General features: G+C 68.2%; 17 protein-coding genes and 1 riboswitch. Of the genes, 10 read left to right on the top strand and 7 right to left on the bottom strand.

Annotated elements, in window-relative coordinates:
* Window positions 1-695 (bottom strand): DUF3027 domain-containing protein (locus Q8814_RS12065; protein ID WP_330152260.1); only part of this gene is annotated, 695 nt, incomplete at its 3' end.
* Window positions 696-786: 91 nt separating this feature from the next.
* Here Q8814_RS12065 and Q8814_RS12060 point away from each other — a divergent pair.
* The 3 genes from Q8814_RS12060 (at window position 787) to Q8814_RS12050 (ending at window position 3851) form a co-directional block, all read left to right on the top strand.
* Window positions 787-1617, top strand: coding sequence for a glutaminyl-peptide cyclotransferase (locus Q8814_RS12060; RefSeq protein ID WP_408015889.1), 831 nt, complete (start codon window positions 787-789; stop codon window positions 1615-1617).
* A 72-nt stretch (window positions 1618-1689) separates the two neighbouring features.
* The gene (locus tag Q8814_RS12055) at window positions 1690-3360 is read left to right on the top strand and encodes an MFS transporter (RefSeq protein ID WP_330152256.1); all 1671 of its coding nucleotides are present in this window, start codon (window positions 1690-1692) and stop codon (window positions 3358-3360) included.
* Window positions 3357-3851, top strand: a complete 495-nt coding sequence (locus Q8814_RS12050) for a DUF2771 domain-containing protein (RefSeq protein ID WP_330152255.1) — start codon at window positions 3357-3359, stop codon at window positions 3849-3851. The genes Q8814_RS12055 and Q8814_RS12050 overlap by 4 nt, the downstream gene beginning before the upstream one ends.
* Before the next feature lie 98 nt (window positions 3852-3949).
* On the opposite strand, the gene Q8814_RS12045 is transcribed toward Q8814_RS12050, so the two are convergent.
* Window positions 3950-4360 (bottom strand): cold-shock protein, encoded by a 411-nt coding sequence (locus tag Q8814_RS12045; protein ID WP_330152259.1) that lies wholly within the window; start codon window positions 4358-4360, stop codon window positions 3950-3952.
* 175 nt (window positions 4361-4535) lie between these two features.
* On the opposite strand from Q8814_RS12045, the gene Q8814_RS12040 reads away from it, so the two are divergent.
* The 3 genes from Q8814_RS12040 to Q8814_RS12030 all read left to right on the top strand — a co-directional run bounded on the left by Q8814_RS12040 (window position 4536) and on the right by Q8814_RS12030 (window position 6241).
* The gene (locus Q8814_RS12040; RefSeq protein ID WP_330152254.1) at window positions 4536-4796 is read left to right on the top strand and encodes a hypothetical protein; all 261 of its coding nucleotides are present in this window, start codon (window positions 4536-4538) and stop codon (window positions 4794-4796) included.
* Complete coding sequence (locus Q8814_RS12035) at window positions 4793-5185, top strand: YccF domain-containing protein (protein WP_330152253.1); 393 nt, start codon at window positions 4793-4795, stop codon at window positions 5183-5185. Before Q8814_RS12040 ends, Q8814_RS12035 begins: the two co-directional genes overlap by 4 nt.
* A 324-nt stretch (window positions 5186-5509) precedes the next feature.
* Window positions 5510-5634, top strand: a riboswitch (cyclic di-AMP (ydaO/yuaA leader).
* Between the two features lie 10 nt (window positions 5635-5644).
* The gene (locus Q8814_RS12030; RefSeq protein ID WP_330152252.1) at window positions 5645-6241 is read left to right on the top strand and encodes a transglycosylase family protein; all 597 of its coding nucleotides are present in this window, start codon (window positions 5645-5647) and stop codon (window positions 6239-6241) included.
* 90 nt (window positions 6242-6331) lie between these two features.
* Here Q8814_RS12030 and Q8814_RS12025 read toward each other — a convergent pair whose 3' ends face one another.
* Window positions 6332-6520, bottom strand: coding sequence for a hypothetical protein (locus Q8814_RS12025; protein WP_330152251.1), 189 nt, complete (start codon window positions 6518-6520; stop codon window positions 6332-6334).
* Window positions 6521-6580: 60 nt separating this feature from the next.
* Here Q8814_RS12025 and Q8814_RS12020 point away from each other — a divergent pair, with 60 nt between their 5' ends.
* Window positions 6581-8605 (top strand): helicase-associated domain-containing protein, encoded by a 2025-nt coding sequence (locus Q8814_RS12020; RefSeq protein ID WP_330152250.1) that lies wholly within the window; start codon window positions 6581-6583, stop codon window positions 8603-8605.
* A gap of 4 nt (window positions 8606-8609) precedes the next feature.
* On the opposite strand, the gene Q8814_RS12015 is transcribed toward Q8814_RS12020, so the two are convergent.
* Entirely contained in the window at window positions 8610-9119 is a 510-nt protein-coding gene (locus Q8814_RS12015) for a hypothetical protein (RefSeq protein WP_330152249.1), read from the bottom strand.
* Window positions 9120-9400: 281 nt separating this feature from the next.
* Between Q8814_RS12015 and Q8814_RS12010 the strand changes: the two genes are divergently transcribed.
* The 3 genes from Q8814_RS12010 to Q8814_RS12000 all read left to right on the top strand — a co-directional run bounded on the left by Q8814_RS12010 (window position 9401) and on the right by Q8814_RS12000 (window position 11516).
* Window positions 9401-9568 carry a hypothetical protein gene (locus Q8814_RS12010; protein ID WP_330152248.1) on the top strand — a complete coding sequence of 56 codons (168 nt, stop codon included), beginning with the start codon at window positions 9401-9403 and terminating at the stop codon, window positions 9566-9568.
* 24 nt (window positions 9569-9592) lie between these two features.
* Window positions 9593-9751, top strand: a complete 159-nt coding sequence (locus tag Q8814_RS12005) for a hypothetical protein (protein ID WP_330152247.1) — start codon at window positions 9593-9595, stop codon at window positions 9749-9751.
* Window positions 9752-9857: 106 nt separating this feature from the next.
* On the top strand, window positions 9858-11516 hold the full coding sequence (locus Q8814_RS12000) for a DNA repair helicase XPB (protein WP_330152246.1): 1659 nt from the start codon (window positions 9858-9860) through the stop codon (window positions 11514-11516).
* 28 nt (window positions 11517-11544) lie between these two features.
* Here Q8814_RS12000 and Q8814_RS11995 read toward each other — a convergent pair whose 3' ends face one another.
* The 3 genes from Q8814_RS11995 to Q8814_RS11985 are packed head-to-tail and all read right to left on the bottom strand — an operon-like array spanning window position 11545 to window position 15314.
* Window positions 11545-12240 carry a response regulator gene (locus tag Q8814_RS11995; RefSeq protein WP_330152245.1) on the bottom strand — a complete coding sequence of 232 codons (696 nt, stop codon included), beginning with the start codon at window positions 12238-12240 and terminating at the stop codon, window positions 11545-11547.
* Window positions 12222-13886 (bottom strand): sensor histidine kinase, encoded by a 1665-nt coding sequence (locus tag Q8814_RS11990; RefSeq protein WP_330152244.1) that lies wholly within the window; start codon window positions 13884-13886, stop codon window positions 12222-12224. Before Q8814_RS11990 ends, Q8814_RS11995 begins: the two co-directional genes overlap by 19 nt.
* A 48-nt stretch (window positions 13887-13934) precedes the next feature.
* Window positions 13935-15314, bottom strand: coding sequence for a CitMHS family transporter (locus Q8814_RS11985; protein WP_408015888.1), 1380 nt, complete (start codon window positions 15312-15314; stop codon window positions 13935-13937).
* Window positions 15315-15488 lie beyond the last annotated feature (174 nt).

Raw genomic sequence — 15488 nt, 5'->3', positions numbered from 1 at the left:
GCGCTGTACAGCGGCGATCCGGCGCCGGTCGGCAGCGTCGTGTCGGAGTGGGCTCCACACCCGTATTCCGCGTGCACGACATGCCCGTCCGCCGCGAATTCGTTGCCGCACACGCCGAACGCGGCGCGCAGCGATCCCGCGAGCGGCAGGAAGAACCCGCAGAGCATGCAGGTGGAGGGGGCGGCCTTCGCCATCTCCGAGCCGGGCCCGTACTCGCTCTCGTACCAGCGCTGCGCGGCGTCGACCCGGCCCTCGAGGCTCATCACCTGACGTCGGCCGAGTCCGATCTCACCGGCAGTCTCGTCCACGTCGGGGTCGCCCGAGGAGGTGTAACCGGGTACGAGACGCGGATCCTCGGGCACGGGGGCGAGCAGGTCGCCGGGACCGAGGTCGCCAGGGCGGATCCGCTCGTTCCACGGCACCCACGCGGGTGCGACGAGAGCGTCGGGTCCCGGCAGCAACGCCAGTTCGCTGACGGTCACGTGATCCGACCCGGGCGGGGCGGCCACGACGACGGCCCACTGCCAGCCTCGGTAGCCGGGCAACTCCGCGGCGAATCGGTGCGTGGCCGCGTATTCGTCCTCGGAGGTGACCCCCAGGTAGGCGCCGACACCGCCGTCGCCGGATTCGGCCAGGGCGCCTCGGGCGACCTCGACGGCCTCGACGAGCACGGCTCGCACTGCTGGATCGACCAGGGGTTCGCCACCGGGGGCAACGGCTGAAGGTACAACACTCACGCGGCCTATTCTGCCGCACGACGCCGCCGGTGCGAGGTCGGGTCGCACGATGCGGTGCGATGATGGGCCCGTGCGTCGTCGCCCCTTCCTTGTCGCGGTTGCCGCGGCGCTGTGTATCCCGGCCGCGGGATGCGGCGACCAGGTCGGCGAATCGGTGGCCGGGGAGCCGGGACCGCCGCCCGCGGAACTGCGGGTCGAGGTGGTCGCCGTGCACCCCCACGACACCGATGCGTTCACGCAGGGGCTCGAGGTCGACGGCGGAGAACTGCTCGAGGGCACCGGGCGCGAGGGACATTCGTGGGTCGCCGCCGGGTCCGTGGACGGGGGCGTCGAACGCACCCGCGTGCATCTCCCGGACGACCTGTTCGGCGAGGGCCTCACCGTCGCGGGCGACACCGTGTGGCAGTTGACGTGGCAGAACGGTGTCGCGCTGGCCCGCGACCGCGACGATCTCGCCGAACGCGACCGCGTGGAATACGACGGTGAAGGCTGGGGGCTGTGCGCGCAGTCCGACCGGCTCGTGATGAGCGACGGCTCCGCCGAACTCACCTTCCGCGACCGTGACACGTTCGCCGAACTCGGGAGGGTGACGGTGCACCGCGAAGGACGGGCGGTGTCGCGGTTGAACGAACTCGAATGCACCGACGACGGCGCGGTCTACGCGAACGTGTGGCAGACCGACGAGATCGTGCGGATCGACCCGCAGTCCGGGCGTGTCACCGCCCGAATCGACGCGGGCGCCCTGCGGGAGCAGCTCACCGCCGAGCAGCGCGAGGGCATCGACGTGCTCAACGGAATCGCGCATCTCCCCGGCACCGACCGGTTCCTGGTCACCGGCAAATACTGGCCGAAGCTGTTCGAGGTCCGATTCGTCTCGTGAACCCCGACCGTGGGTCACCGGAGCGGCATACCCGTCTGCGAGCTGGAGGCGTCGTGGTGAAGAATCGAGGGCGTGACCGAACCGGACGAGCGACCTTCCTCCGACAGGACGGACGGCCGCACCCCGGGATCGCGGCATCCGGGGTACAGGAACTATCCGCCGCCGCGCCGGGTATCCGCCCGGCGGACCCCGCTGCCTCCCCTGCATCCGGTCGACGAGTCCTATCCCGCCCGCCCTGTCGGGCGGTCGTCGACGGGAGCGACGCCGCCCGGCGCAGACGCACCCCGCGCACCGCGGATGCCGCGCAAACTGACAGTGACGAGAGTCGCGGCGCTGCGTAGCCGCGAGCTGACCAACAAGGGCATCGCGACATTCCGTCGGGCCGCCACCGCGGACGGCGCCGACAAGTCGGGGCTCACGGCGCTGACCTACGCGACGATGGCGAACTTCGCCTCCGACGCCGCGATCGCGGTGGCGCTGGCGAACACGTTGTTCTTCTCGGCAGCGACCGGTGAGGACAAGACGAAAGTTGCGCTGTACCTGCTCATCACGATCGCGCCGTTCGCGGTCATCGCACCCTTGATCGGTCCGCTGCTGGATCGTCTGCAGCACGGCCGCCGGGTCGCCCTGGCCACTTCGTTCGGGTTGCGCACTGTGCTCGCCGTCGTGCTCGTGTTCAACTTCGACAGCTGGGCGCTGTATCCGGCGGCGCTGGGCATGATGGTGCTCAGCAAATCGTTCGCCGTGCTCAAATCGGCGGTGACTCCCCGCGTACTGCCTCCCGAGATCGACCTGGTGAAGGTGAACTCGAGATTGACGGTGTTCGGCCTGGTCGGCGGCACGATCGGGGCCGGCGCCGTCGCGGCCGCCGCCGCGTGGATGTTCGGTTCGTCGGGTGCCCTGTGGTTGTGCGCGGGCATCACCGCATTCGGCGCGTACCTGAGCATGCGGATTCCCTCCTGGGTCGAGGTCACCGAAGGCGAGGTCCCCGCGACGCTGACGTATCACGGCGCCGATGCCCGGACCGAGGTTCTCGACACCAGGACCGCGGTCATCGTGACGGCTTCGGGCAAGCGTCAACCGTTGGGCCGGGCAGTGGTGACCGGGCTCTGGGGCAACGGCACGATCCGGATACTGACCGGATTCCTCACGTTGTTCATCGCCTTCGTCGCGAAGGACAACACCGACCATGCACCGCTCATGCAGGCGGCGACGCTGGGCCTGGTCGGCGCAGCCGCCGCGATCGGCAACTTCACCGGTAATGCGACGGGCGCGCGGATCGCGCTGGGACGGCCGGCCCTGATCGTGTTGCGCTGCACCACGGCGGTGGTGGTGGCGGCCGCGGTGGTCGCCGCGACCGATCACGTGCTGGCGGCGGCGTTCGCGGCGATGGTGGCGGCGTGCGCGAGCGCGCTGGCGAAGGTGTCGCTCGACTCGTCGCTGCAACAGGACCTCCCCGAGGAATCCATTGCGTCCGGATTCGGTCGTTCGGAGACCGTCCTGCAATTGAGCTGGGTGCTGGGCGGCGCGATGGGGGTGCTGCTCCCCACCGAACTGTGGCTGGGTTTCTCCGTGATTACGGTGGTGCTGGTGCTGGGGTTCACACAGACGTTCCTGACCTACCGTGGGAAGTCGCTGCTGCCCGGCCTGGGCGGCAAGCGACCTGAGCACGCCACGACAGAGACCACTGCCGGACGACGCGCTCGCCCGGCTGAACACACGACAGAAAATGGAAACAGATGACGCTGCAAGCTCGGACGAAACTGACGATCGCACTGGTCGTGGCGGCCTTGGTGGTGGTTGCCGCCGGGCTGGCCGCGGTGGTGTGGAAGCTCGTCGACAACGCCGAGCCGAAGCGGCCGACGATCACCGCCTACGCCCACGGGCAGACGGTGACGGCGGACCCGACCCAGCACTGCAATATCAATCTCGAGGAGTGCGTGGAGAACCCGATCACCAGGATCGACGTACCGGCGGGATACCCGCTGCAGCTGTCGCTGCCCCCGGAGATCACGGACGCGCCGTGGCGCCTGATCGCGGTGTACGGCGACCGCAGGTCCGGTCAGACGTTCCTCGACGGCGTGATGTTCGAACCCGGTCAGCAGCGTGCGGTGACCGTTCCGAGCGACCCGTCGACGCAGCTGCTCGGCATCGAGATCCAGTTGCCGTCGGCGGTCGTCGACGAGGCAGGTGAGCCGATCGCTCACGCAGTGTGGGCGATCCAGACGTTCTGATCCCCGCGCGTTCCCGCGCGGCAATGAGCCCGCACCCGTGCCACGCCGCTCAACCGACCGGATGAACCATCCGGTCGGTTGAGCGCAGCCGGACGGTGTCAGTGATCGAGCTCGCGGGCGATAGCGCGCATGACCTCGGAGATCCGCTGGCCGTTCTTGCGGTCGGGGTAGCGACCCCGCGCAAGGTCCGGCTGGATGGCCCCTTCGATGATCTTGATCATGTCCTCGATCATGCCGTGCAGCTCGTCGGGTGCCCGTCGTTCGCGCGCCGGCGCCTCACGTCGTCCGCCCTGCTGTCGCACGGTCGGTTGTTCGAGGACGGTGACCTTGAGCGCTTGGGGTCCGCGACGGCCCACGGCCATCCCGAACTCGACTCGCTGACCGGGTTTGAGGCTTTCCACTCCGTCGGGCAGTGCGGAGGACCGCACGTAGACGTCCTCTCCCTCGTCCTGAGACAGGAAGCCGAAGCCCTTCTCGACGTCGTACCACTTCACCTTGCCGGTTGGCACCGCGCTCACCTGCTCCTCGACAGCCGTGCCCGCAGGCACGAGTGGATATGCAAAACAACGCGCCCCAACTCATCTGGAGCGGGACGCGTAGAGGATGCCAGTGTACCCCGCACGCATCTCCTGTCCCCCGACGCACGTGGCCGGTCCGGGCCGGCGGCGACTACCGTGGAACACCGTGGGCACTTCTTCCTCGGATTCCTCGGCGTCGTCACGCCACGAACTGCCGCCGCGTAACGGACTACTGAAAGCGGCCGTCGCCTGCTTCCTGGTCGGCGTCGTCGCGGTGGTCGCGATCTTCCTGACCCCGGTTGTCACGGACGGCACCCCCGGTCTGGTGCTGTATCTGCTGACCCTGGCGTGGCCTCTGGGCTTCGTCCTGGCAATCATGTTCGCGCTTCGGTCCGGACGCAGAGCAAGGAACGGTGAGTCGTCGTGAGAGTGCTGCTCAACATCATCTGGCTCGTCTTCGGCGGGCTGTGGCTGGCGCTGGGTTATTTCGTGGCGGGCCTGATCTGCTTCGTACTCATCATCACGATCCCGTTCGGCATCGCGTCGTTCCGCATCGGCGTGTACGCCTTGTGGCCGTTCGGTAAGACCACTGTGGACAAGCCCACGGCGGGCACGGCGTCGTTGATCGGCAATGTGATCTGGATCATCGTCGCCGGCATCTGGCTCGCGCTCGGTCACGTCCTCACAGCGCTTGCCATGGCCGTGACGATCATCGGGATTCCGCTTGCGATCGCCAACCTGAAAATGATCCCGATCTCGTTGATGCCGCTCGGCAAGGACATCGTCCCCATCGACAGCCGCCCGAGTTACACGTGACCTTCGTCACATAACAGCGGGATAACAAACCGAGCTCGAAACGGGTTTGACCGCTCGGACCCTCGGTTACCTGCGGGTTCGGTCGTGTGTCCTCCGAGGCCCGCTGCGGACGAGAACGAATCGCGCGTTACCAATCAGTGACACTCGGGCGCAGAACCCGTTACCGTCATTTCCGGTCGGACCACCTGGCTCGACCAACCCGGGCCCGCAGCGCCAAATTCCTGTCCCGCGGAACCCGGTTATCCCGACGAACGATCCACGGGACAGGAAACGGGGGACCCAACCGGTCTCCCAGGGAACAGCCCCCACCGGGAAGTTCCCAGGAGGCCCGGGCCGCCGACACGGCGACCCTCGGGGTGAAGCAGGACCGCTCCCACAGAGCGCGAAAGCCGGACTACCTCTTCAGTCCGAACCCGACAGCTGACCTCGTAGGCGCACGGAGAGGAACTCGGAACCGACATGAGCGGACGCCATCGCAAGCCCACCAACACCGGTCGTAACCTCGCGAAGTTCGCGCTGACCGGCGCAGTCCTCGGCGTTACGGGTGTCGCGTTCAGCGGCACGGCCGCTGCCGCCCCCGACTCCGACTGGGACCGCCTCGCACAGTGCGAGTCCGGCGGAAACTGGGCCATCAACACCGGCAACGGCTACCAGGGCGGACTCCAGTTCTCGCCCAGCACCTGGAACGCCTACGGCGGCCAGAATTACGCGCCGACCGCCAACCAGGCCAGCCGCGATCAGCAGATCGCCGTTGCCGAGCGCGTGCTCGCCGGTCAGGGCTGGGGCGCATGGCCCTCCTGCTCCTCGAGCCTCGGCCTGTCCAGCGCACCCGCGCAGCGCAGCGTCGACAGCACGCCGAGCGCCCCCGCGGCGCCCGCACAGTCCGCTCCGGTCACGAGCAACCCGGTGCCGCAGCTCGCCGAGGTGCCCACGGTCACCGTCAAGCCCCAGAGCGCCATCGACGGCTTCGAGCAGGGCGTCAAGGCGCTGCAGGACGCCGGAATCCCCCTCGATCCGAACATCCTCGACGCCGTACGCGCGGCGCTCCCGCAGTAAATCTCCAGCGCAAAGCGGCCCCGCACCGATTCGGTGCGGGGCCTCTTTCCGTTCGTCCGGCTTCTCGCCGAAGCCGGACGATTCGAAGAATCAGCGGTTGATGATGGTCCGGGGATGCATGTACGGAAGGTCGTCCACCGGCAGGGGGAACTCGACGTCCTCGCCGTACGGGGACAGGGGGCCCGAGCGCGTCGACGAGAGCTCGGTCACCGCGTGGTCGCCGTCGGCCAGCTCCGGCCAGCCGCGATCGACATACTGTTTCTTCGAAGTGTCAGCCATGCCGCCCATTTTGGCAGGTGAGTTCGTCGCGGGCTAGCTCAGGTATCTAATCTGGAGCCGATGACCTCCACCACACCCGCTCCGGACTCGGCAGCGGACGCGCTCGCCGACTGGCTTTCCGGCCGCCGCGACACCGAGCTGGCCGCACTGCTGCGCGCACGCCCCGATCTGGTGGTGCCGCCACCCGCCACGATGAGCGTGCTGGCCAACCGGGCGCGGCAACGCGCGTCGGTGTTCCGTGCAGCCGACGAACTCACCACCGCGGACTTCGGGGTCATCGATGCACTGTCCCGCCTCGGTGCCGTCGACACCGCGGCGACCCGCCGCGCCGTGCTCGACTCCCTGTCCGGCCGCATCACCGCGAAGGCGACCGACCGCATTCTCGACCGGCTCCGCGCGCTGCTGCTCGTCTGGGGTCCACCGGACGCCCTGCGCCTCGTCAAGGCCGCCGTCGAAACGGTGCCGTGGCGTGTCGGCCGCGCCGTCGACCCGGACACACCGACCCGCGAGGAGCTCGAGGAGATGCTCACCGACGTCAACCCGACCGCCGCGGGTGCCGCACTCGAATTACTGCGGCACTGCGAAGACCTGATCACCGCGCTCGGGACCGCACCGGCGCCCGCGCTCAAAGCCGGCGGGCTCGGAGTGCGCGAACTGCGCCGGCTCGCCAGGACCGCCGATCTCGACGAGCGAGAAACCGCGTTGCTCGTCGAGGTCCTCTCCGCTGCCGGTCTCATCGCACGCGGCATACCCGATCCCACTCCCCCCGGCGACATCGACGACTACTGGGCACCGACCACCTCGGCGGACGGTTGGCTCACCGCACCCACCGGGCACCGGTGGGCGGTGCTGGCCGGTGCATGGCTCGACACCCCACGCCGCCCCTGGCTCGTCGGCCGCCGCGACCCGAACGACAAACCGATCGCCGCCCTGTCCGACGAAGTCGATTACCCCGCCGCCGCCCGCGACCGGCGGCTGATCCTCGAACTCCTCGCGGAGGTGCCCGGCTCCGCACCCAGCCCCTCCGACATGCGGGCCGCGCTGGCCTGGCGGCGCCCCCGATGGTCGGGCCGGTTCGACCACGACACGGTCACCGAGACGGTGCGGGAGGCCACGACCCTCGCGGTACTCGCACACGGCAGCCTCGGCTCCCCCGGCAAGGCGCTGTTGCACGGCGGCGATGCCGAATCCGAGATGGCCGCCGTGATCCCGGACCCCGTCGACTACATCCTCGTGCAGGCCGACCTGACCGCGGTGGCCCCCGGACCGCTCGTGCCCGAGCTCGCGGAACGGATCGCGCTGGTCGCCGATATCGAATCCGCCGGGGCCGCGACCGTGTACCGGATCGGGGAGAAGTCCGTGCGGCGGGCGCTCGACGCCGGTGTCGGCGCCGACGACCTGCACGCACTGTTCGCGAAGCATTCCCGCACTCCGGTCCCGCAGTCGCTCAGCTATCTGATCGACGACGTGGCGCGGCGTCACGGCCGATTACGGGCCGGAGTGGCCGCATCCTTCGTGCGTGCGGACGATCCGGCCCTGCTCGTGGAGGTGCTGTCGGCGCCGGTCGCCGCGACCCTCGCGCTCCGGGCCATCGCCCCCACCGTCGCCGTTTCGCAGGCTCCGCTCGCCGAGCTGCTCGCCGAACTCAGGGCCGCAGGCTTCGCTCCCGCCGGCGAAGACTCGTCCGGGGCGGTGCTCGACCTGCGCCCGCGCGGCGCGCGGCTCGTCGTGCCTCGCAGCCGCGCGCGCTATGCGGGTCCGATCCCTCCCACCGACGAGCAGCTCGCCACGCTGGTGCGCACTCTGCGTGCCGGCGATCGTGCGGCGTCGGCGTCCGCGAGCACCTCGGTGCGCGGCGACGGCAGCCGCACGGGCGGCGCCGCGACGATGTCGCTGCTGCAGCTCGCCGTGCATGCCAAACGCAGCGTCACCCTCGGCTACGTCGATGCGCAGGGCGTCGCGACACGCCGCATCGTCGATCCGGTCGCTGTCGGCGGCGGTCAGCTCGAGGCGTTCGACCCGGCGTCCGGCACGGTCCGCAGCTTCGTGCTGCACCGCGTCACGTCGGTTGCGCTGGTGGACTGACTCGCTACGTGTCCTCGCCGGGAACACCGTCGCGGACGAGAAGGAACGGTGTCGCGACCATCCGCGACAGTGGAGTGCCGACGTACGTCAGGCCCAGGAGCCTCGTCTCGTCGAGCATCCGGACTTCGTCGCGCACCCACCGCCACGGCATCGGTGCGTGGTCGCCGTAGGAGACGGTCAGCGCGGGCCGGCCGTCGAGCCACGATTCGGCCACCGCGACGCGCATGGGCAGTACCTCCCGCGCGGTGCCGTCCGTGCTGTGCAGCAGATTGATCCCGCGACCGGCTCCGTCGAAGCGCTTGCCGTACCAGCCGGGCATACCCCCGAACGCGATGGCCCGCGGAGCGACTCGCCGCAGGAGGACAGGCCCGACGAAGACGGCGCGGTAGGTGCCGGTGACCGCGCCGAGACCGTCGCCGGGCAGTGTGTCGTCGGACAGTGCGCCGAAGTGTGCCCGTAGCCGCGACAGCGACCGGGGAAGCCCCTCCGTCGTACCCGGTACTTCACGGTTCATCCGATCTCCTTCGCCCGGCATGGTGGTACGGCGCACAGCTTAGAGACTCGGGAAGGCCGCGTCGCGAGGCGGCTGGCTTTTTTATGGAAATGAAGTATGGTCTGGTCCTGTTGAGTGATTGCCTCTTCTCGAAAGGAGCGACAATGGCCGACAAGGGAAAGACCCTCAAAAAGCCTGCACTAAGCATCAAGGAAAAGCGCGCCGAAAAGCGCCAGAAGTCGGTGGCGACCGACGAATTTCTCCCCAAGCGTAAGCGGGGATGATACGAATCGGCTTGTGACATGACCACCGAAAAGGCAGTGCTCGAGGCGCTGTATGCACAGTTCACGGAACTGTCCGAACGGGAGAACACCACCGATCCACGCGCATTGGGATATCGATCCGCAATGGCCCGTGCGCGTTTGTTCGCGCTCGACGAACAAGTCGGTGTTTTTGGACTCCGGGCATAACTCTCAGAAAATGGAAACCATATTTTGAAACGCACCATGCATGCCCTGGACAGAATTCAGGAACGACTCGAGCAGGAATTGGATTCCACGCCGGCGGCCTCGGAGAAGGACGCCGGTTACCGGTCCGGGATTTCCGAGGCGATCGTGTGCCTGATGGAGGTACGCCGGTCGCTGACGGGCTGACCGCGGCGGCACGATCCCGGACAGAAGGCGGCGCGCAGGTGGCGCGCCGCCTTCCGCGTCTGGACAATGGAAGAGTTCTACTTTCTATTGCTCCAGGAGGCGCTTCGTGGTTGATGGACCGTTGATCGTCCAGTCCGACAAGACAGTGCTCCTCGAAGTCGACCACGAACGCGCAAACGAAGCCCGACAGGCGATCGCCCCCTTCGCGGAACTCGAACGGGCTCCCGAACACGTGCACACCTACCGCGTCACTCCGCTGGCGCTGTGGAATGCACGCGCCGCGGGTCACGACGCCGAGCAGGTCGTCGACGCGCTGGTCAGTCATTCGCGGTTCGCGGTGCCGCAGCCATTGCTGGTCGACATCGTCGACACGATGGGCCGCTACGGCCGGCTGCAGCTCGTGAAGAGTCCCGTCCACGGGTTGACGCTGGTGAGCCTCGACCGCGCGGTTCTCACCGAGGTGATGCGCAACAAGAAGATCGCGCCGATGCTCGGTGAGAAGATCGACGACGACACCGTCCTCGTGCACCCGAGCGAACGCGGCCGGCTCAAGCAGATGCTGCTCAAGGTCGGGTGGCCTGCCGAGGACCTCGCCGGATATGTGGACGGTGAGGCGCACCGGATCGAGCTCGACTTCGCGACACATCCGTGGGATCTGCGCGACTACCAGGAGATGGCCGCCGATTCGTTCTGGGCGGGCGGCTCGGGCGTCGTGGTACTGCCCTGTGGCGCCGGCAAGACGATGGTCGGTGCTGCCGCGATGGCCCGGGCCGGTGCGACCACGCTGATCCTGGTGACGAACACCGTCGCCGGGCGGCAGTGGAAGCGCGAGCTGATCGCGCGCACCTCGCTCACCGAGGAGGAGATCGGCGAGTACTCGGGCGAGAAGAAGGAGATCCGCCCGGTCACCATCGCCACGTACCAGGTGATCACCCGGAAGACGAAGGGCGAGTACCGCAACCTCGAACTGTTCGACTCCCGCGACTGGGGACTGATGATCTACGACGAGGTGCATCTGCTTCCGGCGCCGGTGTTCCGGATGACCGCCGACCTGCAGTCGCGGCGGCGCCTCGGACTGACCGCCACCCTCGTCCGTGAGGACGGCCGGGAGGGCGACGTGTTCTCCCTGATCGGTCCCAAGCGCTTCGACGCGCCGTGGAAGGACATCGAGGCGCAGGGCTGGATCGCCCCCGCCGAGTGCGTCGAGGTGCGGGTGACCCTCACCGACGCCGAGCGGATGGCGTACGCGGTGGCCGAGCCCGAGGAGCGCTACAAACTGTGTTCGACGGCGCGCACCAAGAACGCGGTGGTGCAGTCGATCCTCGACCGGCACAAGGATGCCCCGACGTTGATCATCGGCGCGTACCTCGATCAGCTCGACGAACTCGGCGAGGCGCTCGACGCTCCGGTGATCAAGGGGTCGACCCGCAACAAGGAACGCGAGGCACTGTTCGACCGGTTCCGCAACGGCGAACTGAAGGTGCTCGTGGTGTCGAAGGTCGCGAACTTCTCCATCGACCTGCCGGAAGCGTCCGTCGCCGTGCAGGTCTCGGGTACGTTCGGCTCGCGTCAGGAGGAAGCGCAGCGGCTCGGACGGTTGCTGCGTCCCAAGCACGACGGCGGTCAGGCCCACTTCTATTCGGTGGTGGCCCGCGACACTCTCGACGCCGAGTACGCCGCGCACCGGCAACGGTTCCTGGCCGAGCAGGGGTACGCGTACCGGATCACCGACGCCGACGATCTGCTGGGCCCGCAGATCGGCTGATCACGGCGGGCCGATCACGGCGGGCTGATCACGGTCGGTCCGGGGATTGCCGATCCCGGGTCGGCTCGAGGCTGTACTCCTGCTCGGGCCGTCCGGTGCTGCCGTAGCGCAAGCGCATCCGTAGTTGCCCTTTGGCGACGAGGGCCGCGAGGTAGCGCTGCGCTGTCGCACGGGACACCCCGACCTCGACGGCCACCTCTCCTGCGGACAAGTGCCGTCCCGATTCGCGGAGCTTTTGTAAGACAAGGTCTTTCGTGGCCGATCGCGTCTGGACCATGGGTTGGGACGAAAGCGCCGGCCGCAATGCCGCGAGTGCGGTGTCGATCTCGGCCTGAGTCAGTTCGCCGGCACCGACGATGCGCCGGTACTGCGTGTAAGCCGCGAGGCGGCGCGCCAGTTCGGTGTTCGCGAAGGGTTTGACCAGGTACACCAGCGCCCCGGCGGCCAGCGCCGCCCGCACGGTCGCGCCGTCCCCCGCCGCGCCCAGAACGAAGCTGTCACAAGACAGCGTCCGGATCAGATCGACGCCGGACCCGTCCGGCAGGTACACGTCGACGAGGGCGAGGTCCACGGGCGAGTCGCGGACGGCGGCCCGTGCCTCGGCGACATTTCCCGCGACCGCCGACACCACGAACCCCGGCACGCTCGACACCACCTGCGCGTGCAGTTCGGCGACACGGAAGTCGTCGTCGACAACCAGCACGGTCAGATCGGATCCGCCCACGTTGCATCTCCTTCGACGAGCACCCCGGTCAAGGTTGCGACGAACACCGCGCCCCCGGTGGGATTTTCGGGGGTTCGCTGTCCGCCGCGGTCGGTGAGGACGATGTCACCGCCGTGCCTGCGCGCGATCTGCCGCACCAGCGCCAGGCCCATCCCCCGGCCGCCCGGCACGGTGGCATCGGTGTGGGTGGTGACCCCCTCGGCGAAGATGTCGGCAAGACCGGAGGAGATGCCGCATCCGGTATCGGCGACGGTGATGTGCAGGTCGACGCCGTCCTCGACCAATTCGATCTCGACCTCGGCCGGTTGGTGACCACTCTCGCGCGCTGCTTCGACGGCGTTGTCGAGCAGGTTGCCCACCACGGTCGTGACATCGACCGGAACCCGGACCGTGCCGTGAACCCACGTGTTCTCGCCCAGTACCAGCGCGACCCCGCTCTCCCGGGCATGGGCCGCCTTCGCTGTGAGGAAGGCCTGCAGATACGGGTCGGCCACCGCGTCGACTCCTTCCAGTTGCTGCCCGAGCGGCCCCGACCCGAGGATCTGTTCGATGTACTCGGTGGCCTGCGCGGCCAGGCCTCCCTGTAACAGCCCGTTGAGCAGGTGTAGCCGGTTCGCGAACTCGTGCCGCTGCGCCCTCAGCGCGGTGGTGAGGGATTGCACCGCGCCCAGTTCCCGGGTGAGGGCTTCGATGTCGGTGCGGTCGCGCACCGACATCACCGTTCCCAGGTTCCGCCCGTCCCGCAGCACCCGCCGCGCGACGGCGACGACCACCTTGTCGCCGACGGTCGCGGCGATCGGCTTGCTTTCGGCCGCATTCAGGATGTCGAGCAGACGTGGTGTGATGCCGAGGGTGGCGATGCGATCGCCTGCGCCGCCGTGAAGATCCAGCAACCGTTCCGCCTCGGTGTTGACGACGGTGACGATGCCGTGTGTGTCGACGCCGAGAACTCCGTCGGAGATCCCGTGCAGCACCGCCTCCTGCTCGCGGACGAGTTCGGTGAGCTGTTCGGTTTCGAGACCGAGCGTGAGCCGTTTCCACCGGTTGGCCAGCAGAACGGAGCCGGCGGCACCGCACGCCAGTGCGGCGAGCGCGATCAAGCCCGCGTGGGTGAGGTCGCTACGCAGGTCGGTCCACACCTGGTCGGTGGAGATGCCTGCACTGACCTCACCCACTATCCGATCCGAGTTCACCGCCCGCACCGGCACTTTGGCGCGAACCGAGTGCCCGAGGGTGCCGCGTTCGCTGGTGACCACTTCGCTGCCCGACAATGCCTCGGCCGGGTCGGTGCTGACCCGCAGGCCCAGCAGATCCGGCTCGGGGTGGGCGAGCCGCAGACCCTGGTCGTCGGTGACCACCACGAACAGCGCTCCGGTCGCGGCGCGCACCGCTTCGGCCGCCTGCTGCACCGTCCCGCCCGGCAGTTCGGGATTGTCCGGGCCGGCGACACCCTCGTCGGCATAGAACTCCACCTCGCTGCGGATCGTGGCGTCGGCTGCGACCGTCCGTGCGATCGCGAGTGCGCGCTGTCCGTGCTCGTCGGTGACACGACTTTCGGTGGTCGTGGCGAACGCCGAGAACCCGATACCGAGCGTCACGGCGACCACGGCCGACTGGAGCACCAGCACCTGCGTGCGAAGTTTCACGGTCTCCCCGGATCTCGTGTCACACGCTCAGTGTGGACCCGCAGCGACTCAGCCGAACGGGATCTGCCCGACGAGCACGCCTGTCACGAGCATCGCGAGCGAAACCGCCACCGCACGCCACAGCACCTTGCGGTGATGATCGGCGAGGTGCACGCCGGCGAGCGTGACGAGCAGCAGAATCGCGGGTACCAGCGGGCTCTGCATGTGGACGGGCTGACCCGTGATCGAGGCCCGTGCCATCTCCACCGGTTCGACTCCGTACTGTGCCGCGGTTTCCGCGAGTACGGGCAGCACCCCGAAGTAGAACGCGTCGTTGGTCATGAAGAACGTCATCGGAATGCTCAGCACGCCCGTGATCACGGCGAGGAACGGTCCGAGCGCATCGGGGATCACACCGGTGAGCCACAGCGCCATGGCCTCGACCATGCCGGTCCCCTGGAATACGCCGGTCAGGACGGCCGCGGCGAACACCATGGCCACCACCGACACGATGCTCGACGAGTGCCGGACGATTGCTGCGGACTGGTCGGTGACCCGGGGGAAGTTCACGGCCAGCGCGATGCCTGCTGCGATCATGAACAGCACCGGGATGGGCAGCACGTCGAGCACCAGCACGACGAGCAACACCACCGTCAGCATGGCGTTGAACGGCAGCAGCCGTGGTCGCAGGCTCGCCCGGTTCGGGTCGAGACCGTCGATGAAGCCTCCGGTCTCGGCCCCGGCGGTGGAGTCGTCTCCCGTTCCGGCGCTGCCGGAACTACCGGAGCCTCCCGACCCCACGCGGGCCGGAATCCGCTCGGCGCTCCACACGAGCCGCCCGATCCGGCGCCGCTCCATGACACCGAGGTGGAACGCGAAGGCCAGCACGATCAACAGTCCCACCACGAGCGACGGGATCATGGGCACGAACACCTCGGACGGTGACAGTCCCAGGGCGCTCGCCGCCCGCACGGTCGGACCACCCCACGGGATGATGTTCATCGTCGCGTTCGACAGGCCTGTCACAACGGTGAGCACCACCGGACTCACCTTCAGTTTCAGGTAGAGCGGCAGCAGTGCGGAGGTCGTGATGATGAACGTCGTGGATCCGTCGCCGTCGAGGGACACGATCATGGCCAGCACTGCCGTTCCCACGACGAGTCGTGCCGGATCGTCGCGCACCAGTCTCAGGATCAACCGCACCAGTGGATCGAACAGGCCTACGTCGATCATGATCCCGAAGAAGATGATGGCGAAGAACAGCAGCGCGGCGGTGGGCGCGAGGCTTTCGACACCGCCGACGATCATGTCACCGATATCGGTGCCGGCGCCCGCGATCAACCCGAACGCGACGGGCACGAGGATCAGCCCCACGACGGGTGTGGCCCGCTTCGACAGGACGAGATACATGAAGACGGCGACCATGAGGAAGCCGAGGGATACGAGCATCGGAAGCGCCCACTTTCTCGAGGTTCGGATGCGGTCCGGGCACACGTCGTCCGGGACCGTCGACGCGGCCCGAGTGGGAGTACGGGAGTCGGTGACCGAGTGTTCATCCGGTGGTGATCTCTACTGCCGAAATAGTGGCCTGAGTCACTGGACCGTGTCACGGTTGCGCGCGAT

Source organism: Rhodococcus chondri (assembly GCF_036327435.1).
In the GTDB taxonomy this organism is placed as follows: domain Bacteria; phylum Actinomycetota; class Actinomycetes; order Mycobacteriales; family Mycobacteriaceae; genus Rhodococcus; species Rhodococcus chondri.
This window is presented reverse-complemented; position numbering and strand designations above follow the sequence as displayed.

What these genes read in the sequence shown, in the direction of transcription:
- Q8814_RS12020 (WP_330152250.1), top strand. Translation starts at nt 6,581, where the DNA reads ATGACCTCCACCACACCCGCTCCGGACTCGGCAGCGGACGCGCTCGCC.
- Q8814_RS11985 (WP_408015888.1), bottom strand. Translation starts at nt 15,314, where the DNA reads ATGCTCGTATCCCTCGGCTTCCTCATGGTCGCCGTCTTCATGTATCTC.
- Q8814_RS12030 (WP_330152252.1), top strand. Translation starts at nt 5,645, where the DNA reads ATGAGCGGACGCCATCGCAAGCCCACCAACACCGGTCGTAACCTCGCG.
- Q8814_RS12025 (WP_330152251.1), bottom strand. Translation starts at nt 6,520, where the DNA reads ATGGCTGACACTTCGAAGAAACAGTATGTCGATCGCGGCTGGCCGGAG.
- Q8814_RS12060 (WP_408015889.1), top strand. Translation starts at nt 787, where the DNA reads ATGCGGTGCGATGATGGGCCCGTGCGTCGTCGCCCCTTCCTTGTCGCG.
- Q8814_RS12010 (WP_330152248.1), top strand. Translation starts at nt 9,401, where the DNA reads ATGACCACCGAAAAGGCAGTGCTCGAGGCGCTGTATGCACAGTTCACG.
- Q8814_RS12015 (WP_330152249.1), bottom strand. Translation starts at nt 9,119, where the DNA reads ATGAACCGTGAAGTACCGGGTACGACGGAGGGGCTTCCCCGGTCGCTG.
- Q8814_RS12050 (WP_330152255.1), top strand. Translation starts at nt 3,357, where the DNA reads ATGACGCTGCAAGCTCGGACGAAACTGACGATCGCACTGGTCGTGGCG.